Origin of the sequence: Paenibacillus sp. FSL H3-0469 (genome assembly GCF_038051945.1) — a bacterium.
GTDB lineage: Bacteria > Bacillota > Bacilli > Paenibacillales > Paenibacillaceae > Paenibacillus_AQ.
In genome coordinates, this window is record NZ_CP150302.1 from 2,168,260 (window position 1) to 2,182,081 (window position 13,822).

The 13,822-nt window shown below is 52.5% G+C and carries 12 protein-coding genes; 5 read left to right on the top strand and 7 right to left on the bottom strand.

Annotated elements, in window-relative coordinates:
• Positions 1–231: 231 nt before the first annotated feature.
• The gene (locus tag NSS83_RS09535) at positions 232–1,572 is read left to right on the top strand and encodes a hypothetical protein (RefSeq protein ID WP_341348112.1); all 1,341 of its coding nucleotides are present in this window, start codon (positions 232–234) and stop codon (positions 1,570–1,572) included.
• Between the two features lie 131 nt (positions 1,573–1,703).
• On the opposite strand, the gene NSS83_RS09540 is transcribed toward NSS83_RS09535, so the two are convergent.
• A complete protein-coding gene (locus tag NSS83_RS09540; protein WP_341184667.1) occupies positions 1,704–2,384 on the bottom strand; it encodes a GDSL-type esterase/lipase family protein in 681 nt (226 codons plus the stop codon).
• 238 nt (positions 2,385–2,622) lie between these two features.
• Between NSS83_RS09540 and NSS83_RS09545 the strand changes: the two genes are divergently transcribed.
• From NSS83_RS09545 to NSS83_RS09560, 4 genes are all read left to right on the top strand, one after another.
• Positions 2,623–3,306 (top strand): pectate lyase, encoded by a 684-nt coding sequence (locus NSS83_RS09545; protein ID WP_341185242.1) that lies wholly within the window; start codon positions 2,623–2,625, stop codon positions 3,304–3,306.
• A gap of 316 nt (positions 3,307–3,622) precedes the next feature.
• Positions 3,623–4,393 (top strand): amino acid ABC transporter substrate-binding protein, encoded by a 771-nt coding sequence (locus tag NSS83_RS09550; RefSeq protein ID WP_341184666.1) that lies wholly within the window; start codon positions 3,623–3,625, stop codon positions 4,391–4,393.
• A gap of 29 nt (positions 4,394–4,422) precedes the next feature.
• Entirely contained in the window at positions 4,423–5,082 is a 660-nt protein-coding gene (locus NSS83_RS09555) for an amino acid ABC transporter permease (protein ID WP_341184665.1), read from the top strand.
• Between the two features lie 15 nt (positions 5,083–5,097).
• A complete protein-coding gene (locus NSS83_RS09560) occupies positions 5,098–5,841 on the top strand; it encodes an amino acid ABC transporter ATP-binding protein (protein ID WP_341348113.1) in 744 nt (247 codons plus the stop codon).
• Between the two features lie 573 nt (positions 5,842–6,414).
• Here NSS83_RS09560 and NSS83_RS09565 read toward each other — a convergent pair.
• From NSS83_RS09565 to NSS83_RS09590, 6 genes are all read right to left on the bottom strand, one after another.
• A complete protein-coding gene (locus NSS83_RS09565) occupies positions 6,415–7,563 on the bottom strand; it encodes an AI-2E family transporter (RefSeq protein ID WP_341348114.1) in 1,149 nt (382 codons plus the stop codon).
• A 333-nt stretch (positions 7,564–7,896) separates the two neighbouring features.
• A complete protein-coding gene (locus NSS83_RS09570; protein ID WP_341184662.1) occupies positions 7,897–8,961 on the bottom strand; it encodes a suppressor of fused domain protein in 1,065 nt (354 codons plus the stop codon).
• 309 nt (positions 8,962–9,270) lie between these two features.
• On the bottom strand, positions 9,271–10,455 hold the full coding sequence (locus NSS83_RS09575) for a malic enzyme-like NAD(P)-binding protein (RefSeq protein WP_341184661.1): 1,185 nt from the start codon (positions 10,453–10,455) through the stop codon (positions 9,271–9,273).
• Positions 10,456–10,722: 267 nt separating this feature from the next.
• Positions 10,723–12,081 carry a 2-hydroxycarboxylate transporter family protein gene (locus tag NSS83_RS09580; RefSeq protein ID WP_341184660.1) on the bottom strand — a complete coding sequence of 453 codons (1,359 nt, stop codon included), beginning with the start codon at positions 12,079–12,081 and terminating at the stop codon, positions 10,723–10,725.
• A gap of 605 nt (positions 12,082–12,686) precedes the next feature.
• The gene (locus NSS83_RS09585; protein ID WP_341184659.1) at positions 12,687–12,944 is read right to left on the bottom strand and encodes a hypothetical protein; all 258 of its coding nucleotides are present in this window, start codon (positions 12,942–12,944) and stop codon (positions 12,687–12,689) included.
• A 97-nt stretch (positions 12,945–13,041) separates the two neighbouring features.
• The gene (locus NSS83_RS09590) at positions 13,042–13,749 is read right to left on the bottom strand and encodes a response regulator (RefSeq protein ID WP_341184658.1); all 708 of its coding nucleotides are present in this window, start codon (positions 13,747–13,749) and stop codon (positions 13,042–13,044) included.
• Positions 13,750–13,822: the final 73 nt, after the last annotated feature.

Sequence of the window (13,822 nt, forward strand, 5' to 3'; positions counted from 1 at the left end):
CTCTTTATGTCTTGGTTACCGTTAAAATCGATAACCGCAGCGCGAGCTCGGCTTACTGAAATGGAATCGACCTCTAAATTCGCACCAAACCGGAGAATCCGAATATTACTATAGTAATCATTAAGTATGCTGCTGACTGGAGTGTTTCCGTTTATGTGTGCAGACTCGGCATACAATACCGGGCGCATACTTGAACGAAATCTAAGTATACGGATAGGAAGTGACCCAATAATGGCCTTTTTATCAACTGGACCGATCGAAAATAACCCGGTTAACGGAGTGAGGCCTACTCAGCAGGTTACCGTTAAAATTGATAACCGCAGCGTTGATTCGGCTTCCTCAGTATCCATTCAAGGGTATTATTTAAACGCAGGAACCAGAGTCCTGTACGTTAGCGAAGTAGTCCAAATTGCAACAAATCAAGTCATTACTAAGAATTATTACGCTGATTTTAATGGTTTTGAATTTATCTTTGTCACACCTGCAAATATGACTGAATTGAGCGATTTCATTCAAATCTCGGTGTGGGGCAAGAGCAGTACAGGTCAACTGGTAAGCGCACACCGGTTGGTGTCTGAAGAACTGCTTGGACAAAATACCGGCGGAGGGAAAGGGACGACTGGAGCAACGGGGCCGACCGGAATGACGGGGCTTCGCGGTGTAACAGGACCGACCGGTCCAGGGGCGGCAACAGGGCCGACCGGAGTGACGGGGCTTCGCGGTGTAACAGGACCGACTGGTCCAGGGGCAGGGGCAACGGGGCCGACCGGAGTGACGGGGCTTCGCGGTGTAACAGGACCGACCGGTCCAGGGGCAGGGGCAACGGGGCCGACCGGAATAACGGGACCGACTGGTTCAGGGGGAGGGGCAACGGGGGGTACTGGTTCTACAGGAGTTACTGGCGCTACCGGTGTGACCGGAGCTACTGGAGCTACTGGTGTTACCGGAGCTACTGGCGCTACCGGGGCTACTGGTGATACTGGAGCTACCGGTGTTACCGGAGCTACTGGCGTTACTGGACTCACGGGCGTTACCGGACTCACAGGCGTTACCGGGCTCACGGGCGTCACCGGACTCACAGGCGTTACCGGGCTCACGGGCGTCACCGGACCAAATATTTTGGCCACTAATGGACGATTTGTACCGGTTAACAACACACAAGTAAATGATGGCGTCACGATTAACATACCGTTCAGTACGGTATTTGCTCAGGGGATTACCCTTGGAGGTACCGGTGGTAACACAAGCATAATAATACAAGAAACAGGCATTTATTTTGTTGCCTACAACATTCGATTGTTCATTAGTGATGTCGCTGCAAGTGCAGATGTTATAACTGTTCTACCTACCTTGGACGGTATAATTGCCCCCTTCCCCTCCTATTTGTATAAAGCAGGCGGAGGAACTGCAGGACCTGGCGGCCTGGCGTTGGCGGCCAGTGGTCTGATAAATGTAACTACGGCTAACTCTGAACTTGTTTTCCCAATCACTGCAACAGGAATTGGGACGTTAAACTTGCAAATCACAGGACAAAATTACAGTAATGTAAGCATATTTAAAATTTCTGAATAATAGTGCTGGAAAATGAGCAAAAGCAGGGTGCCTTTAATCCGATTAAATAATCGCAAAGGTGCCCAGCTTTTTAATAATCATGAAGCCGCCTAGACCTGACAGTGTTATTTTTCACATCCTACGCCTGCCTCTTACAAATACCCCTTAAGATTATTCAGCACCACCGCGTACCCGTTAGCATACATATGAACGCCATCCATCGTGTACTCTTCCTTCAGATTCCCTTCGGCGTCCATCAGTCCCTCATTCACATTAATGAACTCATAGCCGTGCCTGACCGCCAGCTCCTCCACGGCCCGGTTCGCTTCCAGTAGTGCCGCATTGGTTCTCGTTCTGAAGTAGTTCGCCCGCAGCTCCTCATCCATTCCGGGGAAGTCAGCCTTGGCGTTCACAGGATAATAAGCCATGACATACACCTTGCACTCAGGCAGCCTTGCGCCAATCCGGGTGAGGATCTCATCATAATTCGCAAGCAGATTCCCGAGCTCATATTCACCATCCGCTGAACTGATGTCGTTCGTGCCGATATTAATGAACAGCCGCGAAGGCGCAAGCTCTAGCACACATACCTCCAGCGCTTCGAGCAATTCCCGGGTCACATAGCCCGCAATCCCGCGGTTATAGATGATGGTCCGCTTCTCCAGCGTCTGCTGCAATTCATTCACCGGAAAAAACTCCATCAGTGAGGAGCCCGCCAGTACGGTCTGCCCCTGTAGCGCCAAATTGTTCAGGATGCTGTACTTCTTCACCTTCTCTTCTTTCTCCTCCTGCATTTGCTTCTCCCACATGGCGTCAAGCTCTTCCTCAGTCATTCTAAATCCCTCCGTTTCTGCGGCTCTGTTATTCTACTATTGTTATCCTTTATCTATCAGCTTGCAACCCTTGCCTAATTTTGTCTAAAATATGTAAATTGTTCTCATTAAAAGGATTTTGTTCTATGCACACGTGTTCTGAATAGGCTAGATATCGGGTGCCATCAGAGGTGCACATCTGGCTGGCATGCCACAAGGGACCGGTGCGCCGGACCTCATTCTACAGTTGAAGGGCGGAATGTTTTTGAAAAAGGTAGTTGGCTTGCTCCTGTCGGTTGCTCTGTTGTCTTCGTTCTATGTCGCCAGTCCCCCCAAGGTATCTGCCGCAACGCCCATTGTGGTGAACTCGACGATTGTCGTACCGGCCGGACAGACGTATGACGGCAGCGGCCAGACGTTTGTCGCCAATCCCAGTACGCTAGGAGACGGCAGCCAGGCAGAGAACCAGAAGCCCATCTTCCGGCTGGAAAAGAATGCTACACTCAAAAATGTAATTATCGGCGCTCCCGGCGCAGACGGGGTACACTGTTACGGGAATGCGACCATCTCCAATGTGACCTGGCAGGATGTCGGCGAGGATGCCCTGACACTGAAGGCTTCCGGCACCATCAATATTACAGGCGGAGGTGCGTACAAAGCCTACGATAAAGTGTTTCAGGCGAACGCTGCGGGCACGATCAATATCAAGAACTTCAAAGCGAATGACATCGGCAAGCTGGCCCGCCAGAACGGCGGCACCTCCTACACCGTGAATTTCACTTTGGACAACTCGGACATCTCCAATGTCAAGGACTCCATCTTCCGGACAGACAGCAGCAGCAGCGCTGCGCGGATCACCAATACCCGCTACCGCAATGTGCCCACCCTCTTCAAGGGTTATGCCTCGGGCAAGACCAGCCAATCGGGCAATACACAATATTGAAGGTAGCGAAGTAGGAAAACTGGCGTAAACACAGCAGTCTGAAGTTTACCGCATATAACTGTTATCTGAAACCGTCTTCATTCCGGCTCCACCGGGATGTAGGCGGTTTGGCCGTTCAAGCGGACAGCCAAGCACGTATGAACACGCTCAGCTCCGGGCCGGAGGAGATAGATTTATTTTGGACACATCTGCCTCTCTCAACTCTCTCAACTCTATCGACATAAGCTCACATCCTATGCTATTATGATAGCCTGATAACGTATTAACGAACTAAAGCAATGGATGCGGCAGGCAATCTACTAGGGGGATTAGAGAGATGAAGAGACAGGGAATATGGGTTCTACTCGTAATTATGGCACTTGCAGTGGTCACTGGCTGCTCCAGTTCAGGCGGTAAGGACGGGAAGCTGGTGATCGGCATCGACGACAAGTTCGCACCGATGGGCTTCCGGGATGATAACAATGAGCTTGTCGGCTTCGATATCGATTATGCGAAAGCCGCTGCCGCGAAGATGGGCCGGGAGGTTACCTTCCAGCCGATTGACTGGTCCGCGAAGGAGTCTGAGCTGAACAGCGGGCGGATTGATATGATCTGGAACGGATACACCATCACGGATGAGCGCAAGGACAAGGTGTTATTCACGAAGCCTTATCTGGAGAATAGTCAGGTGGTCGTTGTGCTGGCGGATTCAGCACTTGCGAAGCTTAAGGATCTGGCCGGTAAAGAAATCGGACTTCAGAGCCTCTCCTCTGCCGCCGATGCCCTGGATGCGAATCCGATCAAGGCCGAGCTTGGCGGCGTGTCTGAATTCACCGATAATGTGCTGGCGCTGACCGACCTGAAGTCGGGCCGTCTGGACGGGGTGGTCATCGATGAGGTGGTTGCCAGATATTACATAGCCAAGGAGCCGGATACGTACAAGCTGATGGAAGAATCGCTGGCCCCTGAGCAATATGGTATCGGCATTAAGAAAGGTAATGAAGCTCTGCTGGATGAGCTGCAGAAGGCGCTGGATGAGCTGAGCAGTGACGGAACAGCCGCCGACATTTCAACCAAGTGGTTCGGAGAGAATAAGGTATTGAACTAGATGCTATCGTTTAGGAGCCGGGTGTAGACATGGATATCGATTATATTATTAGAATCTCCGGACCGATGCTGGAAGGCGCCCGGACTACGGTGCTGCTGTTCCTGATCGTGATCGTGCTGTCCATTCCGCTCGGGATGGTCGTCACGCTGATGGCCAAAAGCACGTTAAAGCCGCTGGCCTGGATCGCACACACCTATATTTACGTCATGCGCGGAACGCCGCTCTTGCTGCAATTGTTCTTCTTCTGCTTCGGCCTCCCGCAGATTCCCGTAATCGGGGAATATCTGGTTATGGACCGTTTTGTAGCGGCGAGCCTGGGCTTTATCCTGAATTACGGCGCTTATTTCGCCGAAATCTTCCGGGGCGGACTGCTCTCAATCGATAAAGGCCAGCATGAGGCGGCCAAGGTGCTTGGGCTTAGCCGTTGGCAGACACTGCGCAAGGTCATTCTCGCTCAGATGTTCCGCGTGGCGCTGCCTGCGGTTGCTAATGAGTCCATCACGCTGGTCAAGGATACCGCTCTGCTGTATGCCGTGGCGGTGCCGGAGCTGCTGAATTTCGCCAAGACGGCGGTGAACCGTGATTTCACCGTCACGCCTTTTGTCGTAGCGGGCGTTATTTATCTGCTGATGACCCTGGTGCTGACCTTGTTCTTCAAGCTGCTGGAGAAACGTTTCAAATTTGAGTAGAAGGGCTGTATCGCTATGAGTAGCATGATTGAAGTACGGCAATTGAAGAAGGACTTCGGCAGCCTCAGTGTGCTGAATCAGATAAGCTTTGATGTGAAGCCCGGCGAAGTCGTTGCGGTGATCGGACCCTCGGGCTCCGGCAAAAGCACCATGCTGCGCAGCCTCGTACATCTGGAGGAAGTCACCGGCGGCAGCATCTCGATCTGCGGGAAAACGCTTGTTGAGAACGGACGCTACGCCAGTACGGCGGCGATTAGAGACATCACCTCAAGCATGGGGATGGTGTTCCAGCATTTCAATCTGTTTCCGCATCTCAGTGTGCGGGACAACCTGGAGCTTGCCCCGCGCACACTGAAGCGGGAGAGTGTGCAGCAGATCACGGCCAAGAGCCGGGAGCTGCTTGCCAAGGTAGGCCTGGCTGACAAAGCCGACGTCTACCCCTCTACGCTGTCAGGCGGGCAAAAGCAGCGGGTTGCTATTGCCCGGGCAATGATGCTCAGCCCGGACATTCTCCTGTTCGATGAGCCGACCTCGGCACTTGATCCTGAATTAACCGGCGAGGTGCTGCGCGTCATCCGCCAGCTGGCCGAGGAGAACATGACGATGATGATCGTCACCCATGAGATGAGCTTCGCCCGTGATGTCGCGGACCGCATCTTCTTCATGGACAACGGGGACATTGCCGAATCCGGCACCCCGGAGGAGATCTTCGGCAATGCGAAGTTGGAGCGGACGCGGACGTTTTTGATGCGGGAGTAGCTGTGAGTAGAGCTTAACAGCTTGAGTAGTGCGTTGCAGCTTTGCGGCTGAAGCCTCATGCTGGTCCGAACACAGAGCGGCTACCCTTCTGCTCATGGTGATTCTAATTGAAGAAGGTCTATCCCAGCCATATGATGGCTTTTGGGATAGACCTTTTTTGGGATTCAGATCAGTATGCGGTTGTATCGGATGTATACCCACAGCTCAGAACGCAGCGTGTGAAGCAAATGGATTTAGTTCATCTAATTTCGCGCTACAGACACACTTTCAGAGATTAGTTGGATAAACAACACTTACTGGGGCCGACTTTCGGTGAATCCTTAGAATTGGGCAGATTAGATGTACTTTTCCACCTACTCCCCCGTAACCGTCCATTCCGCGCGAAATAAGTGCCTTTTTTCCAACTCTGCCCCGAGGCCGGCCCAGCTCCAGTCTTACTTCAACCTACTCGCTCTTACTTCATCCAACCTTGCTCTTACTTCACCCAACCTCGCTCTTACTTCACCCAACTCGCACTTTCTCTACCTCATTCAAGCGCTAATCGGCACTTAATCTGCCTTATTCAATTACTACCTACTCCCCCGCTTCCGCAGAAGATACTGTGCCCTCGGGCACCGGCTCCGCCGGTCCCATGGGCGCTGGCGGCTCCTCATCCCAGCGCTTGCGGATGAAAAGCTGATACAGCTTGACTGTTATGATTTTGAGCATCATGTAGACCGGAATAATAACCAGGATACCGATGATTCCGCCGAAATCGCCGCCGGCCAGAACGAGAATAATGGTGGTCAGCGGGTGGATATCCATGCTTTTGCCGAAGATATAAGGGGCCACCAGGTTATCCTGAATCTGCTGCGCAACGAGCACGACCACAATCGACCAGACCGCCGTAGACGGGGACTCGATCAGACCGATAATGAAGATCGGCACAGTAGACAGAATGGCCCCGATAAAAGGGATAAAATTCATCAGCACCGCCACCAGCGTCAGCAGCAGCGCATACGGCAGGCCGATAATCAGGAACCCGATGTACATGAGCACGCCGAGCGCCAGATTGACCAGCACTCTGCCGACGATGAAGCTGCCCATCACGTTGTCAATCTCGGCAACCACCCCGGCGCCTTCCTCATGATAGCGTCTCGGGAAAAAGCTCACGAGCTTATCGCCGAACTTCCCGCCCTCCTTTAGCATGTAGAACAACAGGATCGGAAAGGTGAACAGCACAATCGCAAAATTAGAGACAAAAGAGAACAGCCCGGACACATAGCCCGTTGCCAGCGAAAAGCCTGTATTTAAATAGCCTATCAATTGGCTGGACAGGTTCATATTCTCGGGAAGCAGTCCTGACAGCAATTCAGTGTTCTCCAGCTTGCTAAGCTGCTCCCCTACTGCCCTCAGCACACCCGGCATATTGTTGACCAGGTTCAGCAGCTGACTTTGCAGCGAAGGCCAGACCCCTACTGTGAAGCCCAGTAACAGCATAGCAATGACCAGATAGACCAGCAGGATCGCCAGCGTCCGCTTCATTTTGCGGGAGGACAGGAAGTCAATCAGGGGCCGAAGCAGATAATAGAAGAAGACGGCGAGCATTAACGGCACCATCACAACCTTGAACAACGAGATAATGGGGGTAAAAATAAAGTCTACCAGTGAGCTGACATAGATAATGCCCAGCACCAGCAGCACGGCAATACACACGCGGATAAACAAATTCAATTTGGCCATAGTGGACTCCCGTTCTTATATTTTAAGCAGCGTTTCTTATTCACTTAAATATAGCCGGGGATTCTTAATTCAGACTAAACCAAGTCTAAAGATAAGCTAAAGATTGGGTCTTCAGGCAGTCTATCCGTTTTTAAAAATCATCCTAACGGATGAATAAGATTACCTTTGCGCGAACACAATGTATGCTGTTTTTGATATACATTCAGGCCATATGCCTGCTTACGAACACAATGTATGCTGTTTTCCATATACATTCAGGCTATATGCCGCTATACCAGCCCATTCTATTCGGTTGTACGCATACATTATCCAGACTTCAGGCCTTGGCTCTGATTATCCGATAGTCTTGACCACATTACCTTCCTGGTCTTTGATATAGGTTTTGCGGATCTGCACCTTCAATCCTTTGGCGGCAGACAACCGGAGCTCCCCTTCCTTAGGCTGGAGCTTCTCCTCCAGCTCCAGGACCGCCTCTTCCGTCAAGCCGAGGCTGACAAAGTCCTCGTTGACCACACTCTCGTTATCGGGTCTGCGCTCCAGCATCACCTGCAGCTTCTTGCTGGTCAGGGTCAGCGGCTTCCCTTTCAGCAGACGGCCGCGCAGCAGCTTGGCTATAGTCGGTGCCTGCCTTGCGCCTATGGTCAGGACAGCAGGTGCTGTGCCGATCAGGCGGCTTTTGCCCGGCTCATAATCCAGTTCATCCACATACAGAATGCCCGTCTGCGACCCGTCACGCTCGATGCCCTGACGTACCGCCTCCTGGATGACAGGAAGCCGGAGCAGCGAATCCCGGTCAAGATCGGTGATATAGAGAGGGAGCACCTCCTGGCTGGCCTCCAGGAAGGCATTGGTATTCCAGGAAATCATCGCTTCCAGCTCGTCCGCTGTGATTCCTACCATCTGCAGGAATTCCACACGGCCGTTCGGCGTATCCACAGCTGGAAGCTCCGGGTCATCGGTGAACGCCAGCGCCGTCAGCAGGGTATCAGCCCCGAGGCATATGGGGCCATTGGCATCCAGATGATGGCCGGAAGCAAAGATATTGCCGCTGGAGAATACATATCTGGCCATGTTTTGCAGCAGATTGATTGCCCAGGCTGGAGGCTCCTGCTCGCCGCTACTACGCGCCAGACGGAAGGTCAGCTCGAAGCCGTAGCCGCTGTATTCAAGGTCTTCAGACTCCTTCTCATACAGCTCGGAGAACCCGAAGGTTACGAAATGCCAATGCGGGTATGGCTGCTCGGCTGCATAGGCGCTGATTCCGTTCAGCGGGTCATTCCCCCCCAGGCTATAGGGCAGCATTGCAGCATAATGCTTAGGTTCCTGTTGTCCGTATATCCCTGTCATCTGTTTCTCTATCGCATCCCAGCCGATAGCTTCCACTTCATGCTCACTCATCTCTTTCCCTCCGATATCAGATTTATGTACAACCGGGTACTTCCATATCCGGCCCAGAATCTCCCGTTCATTACCCCATTTGCAGGGACCCCAAAACATACAAATTAACCCCACAAAGTGGGGCTTTGGCTTCGATGATGACTCAGATACTTTGCGGGGACCCCAAAACATACAAAATAACCCCACAAAGTGGGGCTTTGGCTTCGATGATGACTCAGATACTTTGCGGGGACCCCAAAAGATACACAAACGGCAAGCTCATCTGACGAGCTTGCCGTTTGTGTATCTTCATTAATATTAATATAGGAATCAGTTAATGCCGACGAGCAGGTTCTTGCGGGCTACGCCGCTCTTGGCTGCCGCTTCGGCTACAGCCATGCGGATTCTCTCTACTACCCGCGGATCGAAGGCGTCTGGGATAATGTATTTCTCATGCAGCTCAGACGGGTCAATCACGGAGGAGATCGCCTCTGCAGCCGCCAGCTTCATGTCTTCATTGATATCCGTAGCTTCACAATCCAGCGCCCCTCTAAATATCCCAGGGAAGCACAGTACATTGTTAATCTGGTTCGGATAGTCGGAACGGCCGGTCGCCATGACTCTTACATGCGGCGCAGCAATGGCGGGATCAATCTCCGGCATCGGGTTCGCCATAGCGAAGACAATCGGGTCGGTGGCCATGTTCAGCACATCTTCCAGCTTCAGCACATCCGGTGCAGAGACTCCGATGAAGACATCCGCGCCTTTGATCACATCGGACAGACTACCGATTTCTAGATAAGGGTTCGTAATCTGGGCAAAATCGCTCCAATGGCTGCGCTCATAATCCGCCAACCGGTTAATCGCGCCCTCCCGGTCCACGCCGATCAGGTTCACCGCTCCGGCATGCAGCAGCATTTTGGAGACGGAGATGCCTGCTGCACCGATGCCGTTGACCACGATTTTGACATCCTTAATATCCTTGCCGCATACCTTGAGTGCGTTCAGCAATCCGGCAGTTACGACAATTGCCGTACCATGCTGGTCATCATGGAAGACCGGAATGTCCAGCTCGGCTCTTAGTCTGGCTTCAATCTCGAAGCAGCGCGGAGAGGAAATGTCCTCCAGGTTAATGCCGCCGAACGTCGGGGCAAGCGCTTTTACAATCGCAATAATCTCTTCGGTATCCTTGGTGTCCAGGCATATCGGCACGGCGTCTACGTCTGCGAACTGCTTGAACAGCGCTGCCTTACCTTCCATAACCGGCATGGCCGCCTTCGGCCCGATATCGCCAAGCCCCAGTACAGCCGTGCCATCGGATACGACAGCTACGGTATTCTTCTTCGTGGTTAGCTCATAAGCCTGGGACTGATCGTCGGCAATCGCCTGACAGACCTTCGCCACACCCGGCGTGTAGACTTTGGACAGGTCGTCTTTGCACAGAATCGGATGCTTCAGGGTAGTTTCAAGCTTACCGCCTTTATGCAGCAACATAATTTCTTCTAATAGTTCCATATTAATTCCTCCATTCAACTGGTTCACCGTTTGTTACATCCCTCTCGGATCTTTCTATATATAGCGGAGCTTCCTGCATCCGAACCTTTCCAGGCCCGGGTGCAGCCCCGTCAACTATGCGTTTCATATGCTCCTGTAGTCATTCTCCGCGATAATGAATGGATTGGCAATACAAAAGCTGACATCTGCAAATTGTCCATGATTTAGACACGATTGAAGGCGATTTCATGTGATTCATGCGAATCGGCTAGTGCTGGTGCGCCTCGCTTAGCCGCCCCATACTGCTATGAGCAGCGTGGCCACAACCACCGTAATAGCTCCACCGATACGTGTAGAAATCTGTGCGAATGGCATCAGCTCCATACGTCCGGAGGCCGACAGAATCGCTACATCGCCAGTTCCTCCTAGACCGCCGCGGCACCCGGTAACAATCGCTGCTTCGACCGGATACATGTTGACCCATTTGCCGGTAAAATAGCCAGTGATCGTCATCGCCACAATCACTGTAGCGCAGACAATAATATAAGGAAGTGAGATCAGGGCCGCGACATCCTTCAGCGGAATGTACAGCATCCCCAGGCCGACCATGAGCGGCCAGGTTAACGTGCCAGACACAAGCTTGTAGAGCTGATAAGCACCCTGCTCGATTTTGGACGGGAGCAGCTTGGAAATCTTCAATAGTGCCGCTGCGAAGATCATCAGGATCGGACCCGGAATGCCGACAAACGGCGACAGCAGGTGTCCGGTGATGAACAATCCGCAGGCGAACAGCAGGCCCGCGCCCATCAGCAGGAAGTCCGGCTTCGCGCTGTCATACGTGCTGCCCGCCAGCTTCTGGCCATCCTTCGATTTCACCAGGACACCGTTCCCGGTAATGGACGGATTTTTGTCAGCCATCCGCTTGAGCAGGCCCGCTCCGATAATCGCAAACACGTTGCCGATCACCGCCGCCGGAATCATCTGGGCCACATAGGAACCGGATTCCCCGCCGAGGATCTGCGAGAACGCGATGGACAGCGGGAGAATGCCTTCCCCAACGCCGCCGCCGATAATAGGCACAACGATGTAGAACAACGTCCGGTGTGCGCTATAGCCGAGCAGCATCCCTACGCCCATCCCCGCAGCGACTGCAGCGATCGTTCCGGCCATCATCGGAATGAAAATACGGATGAAGCCGTTAATCAGCGTGGTCCGGTTCATCCCTGTAATACTTCCGGCTACCAGAATCGAGATGTACAGGTAGAGGAAGTTCGATGTCTTCATCAGCGTGTTGACTGATTCGAGCACCGAAGGGTCGAGCACATTCCAGAACACCAGGAACGATGGGATCATTAGCGAGAGGATCGCGGGACCGCCGATATTTTTCAGAATCGGAAGCTTGAAGCCCAGATCACTGAGCAGCACCCCCAGGACAATAATTACTGCAAAGCCGCCGATCATGTCGTTTGGCAGTTCACCAAGCACAGAAGCCGCAAAAATAATGAGTGCAAATACCACGTAGAGCGGGAGCGGAATAACGCCTACCTTTAAATGCAGAACCTTCTGGACGAAGCCCTGTTCTCCTTGCTTCAGTACAACAGGCTGCTGTTCCGGTACCGAAAGTGGGGGTTGAATTGCTTTTTGCATGTTAACCTTACCTCCTTAACTCTTTTACAAATTCATCATAGCTGCTTTGAAAGCGCTTTTGTTTTTATGAAAGTAATAAAGGGGTTTTGTAAATTATTAAAGTAAGCGCTATCAGGATAGAGGTAGGAGTGAGGGCGGGGGGATTGACGGGGAGTAGTAGAGCACTCTACATGGTCGAATTTGATTATAGGTGCTGGGGAGGAAGTATGCTGGAGTTCCGGCGGGTCAGAGGCTGGTAGTATCATGGGAAGGCAGGTAACATTAGTTAGTATGGGAGCTTAATACGTAGTCTGATTAATTCAGGTGCACTTGTGCTCCTCATTTGAGCTTACCGCTGACTTTTGCCTAATTCAGGTGCACTTGTGCTCCTCATTTGCGCTTACCGCTGGCGTTTGGCTAATTCAGGTGCACTTGTGCTCTTCATTTGCGCTTACCGCTGACTTTTGCCTAATTCAGGTGCACTTGTGCTCCTCAATTGCGCCTATCGCCGACTTTTGCCTAATTCAGGTGCACTTGTGCTCCTCATTTGCGCTTACCGCTGACTTTTGGCTAATTCAGGTGCACTTGTGCTCCTCATTTGCGCTTACCGCTGACTTTTGGCTAATTCAGGTGCACTTGTGCTCCTCATTTGCGCCTATCGCCGACTTTTGCTGGGATTCAAAGGGATTTATCCCTTCCATTTCAGCATCCAGCCCACTTTCGGCCAATTCAAAGGGATTTATCCCTTCCATTTCAGCATCCAGCCCACTTTCAGCCAATTCAAAGGGATTTATCCCTTCCATTTCAGCATCCAGCCCACTTTCAGCCAATTCAAAGGGATTTATCCCTTTCCTTTCGGCTCCCAGCCCACTTTCAGCCCCCAACCCACTTTCTGCCCCCAACCCACTTCCGCTGTCTGCACAACACAAAAAGCCCCGCCGCAGGATGCGCGGCAGGAGCTCCAGAACTAGTTAGTTGGACTTAAATATACTTAGTAATCAAACTCTTGCCGTTCGGAGCGAGCCGGTATTTCTGCACCGGGCGGCCGATGCTGCCGTAGACAAGATCCATCTCCAGCACGCCCATCTCAGTCAGCCCGATCAGGTATTTGCCGGCGGAGACGCGGGAGATGCCGGATACCGCCGAGATATCCTCAGCGGAGAACAGCTCGCTGCCGCAGGCCTCCACGGCACGCCAGATGGTCTGGAGCGTCTGCCGGGTGAAGCCCTTCGCCAGCTCCTGCGAAGATGTCCGCTCCTGCTTGAATCTCGCCAGCCTGTCCAGCTCCGACTGGTTCAGCCGCTCCTGGCTGCGGAACAGCTTATTCTGCTCCCGGTATCCGTTCAGGGCGGCCCGGAGCCTAGCGAACTCAAACGGCTTGATCAAGTAGTCCACCGCCCCGTTCTGCAGCGCTTCCTGAATGCTCTCCTTGTCGCTCGCCGCCGAGATGACGATGACATCGATCTTCACGCCCCTGCGCCGGATCTCGGACAGCAGCTCCAGCCCGTTGCTCTCCTTCATGTAAATATCGAGCAGGATCAGGTCATAGGCCTGCTTCTCCAGCATACTCAGCACTTCTTCCGCCGAGCTGGCCCAGCCATCGGCTCGGAAGCCTTCCACCTGCTGGACATAGAACTTGTTCATCTCCGACACCATAGGATCATCTTCAACAATAAGTACTTTGATCATAATGGCTGATCACCACTCTTCATGGGCTTTCCACCCTTTTCATTTAATTATCTTCACTTTTCATTCATTATCT

Coding starts and splice junctions, on each gene's coding strand:
- NSS83_RS09555 (WP_341184665.1), top strand. CDS start 4,423: ATGGATATCGATTATATTATTAGAATCTCCGGACCGATGCTGGAAGGC.
- NSS83_RS09570 (WP_341184662.1), bottom strand. CDS start 8,961: ATGAGTGAGCATGAAGTGGAAGCTATCGGCTGGGATGCGATAGAGAAA.
- NSS83_RS09575 (WP_341184661.1), bottom strand. CDS start 10,455: ATGGAACTATTAGAAGAAATTATGTTGCTGCATAAAGGCGGTAAGCTT.
- NSS83_RS09540 (WP_341184667.1), bottom strand. CDS start 2,384: ATGACTGAGGAAGAGCTTGACGCCATGTGGGAGAAGCAAATGCAGGAG.
- NSS83_RS09590 (WP_341184658.1), bottom strand. CDS start 13,749: ATGATCAAAGTACTTATTGTTGAAGATGATCCTATGGTGTCGGAGATG.
- NSS83_RS09560 (WP_341348113.1), top strand. CDS start 5,098: ATGAGTAGCATGATTGAAGTACGGCAATTGAAGAAGGACTTCGGCAGC.
- NSS83_RS09535 (WP_341348112.1), top strand. CDS start 232: ATGGCCTTTTTATCAACTGGACCGATCGAAAATAACCCGGTTAACGGA.
- NSS83_RS09565 (WP_341348114.1), bottom strand. CDS start 7,563: ATGGCCAAATTGAATTTGTTTATCCGCGTGTGTATTGCCGTGCTGCTG.
- NSS83_RS09550 (WP_341184666.1), top strand. CDS start 3,623: ATGAAGAGACAGGGAATATGGGTTCTACTCGTAATTATGGCACTTGCA.
- NSS83_RS09545 (WP_341185242.1), top strand. CDS start 2,623: ATGTTTTTGAAAAAGGTAGTTGGCTTGCTCCTGTCGGTTGCTCTGTTG.
- NSS83_RS09580 (WP_341184660.1), bottom strand. CDS start 12,081: ATGCAAAAAGCAATTCAACCCCCACTTTCGGTACCGGAACAGCAGCCT.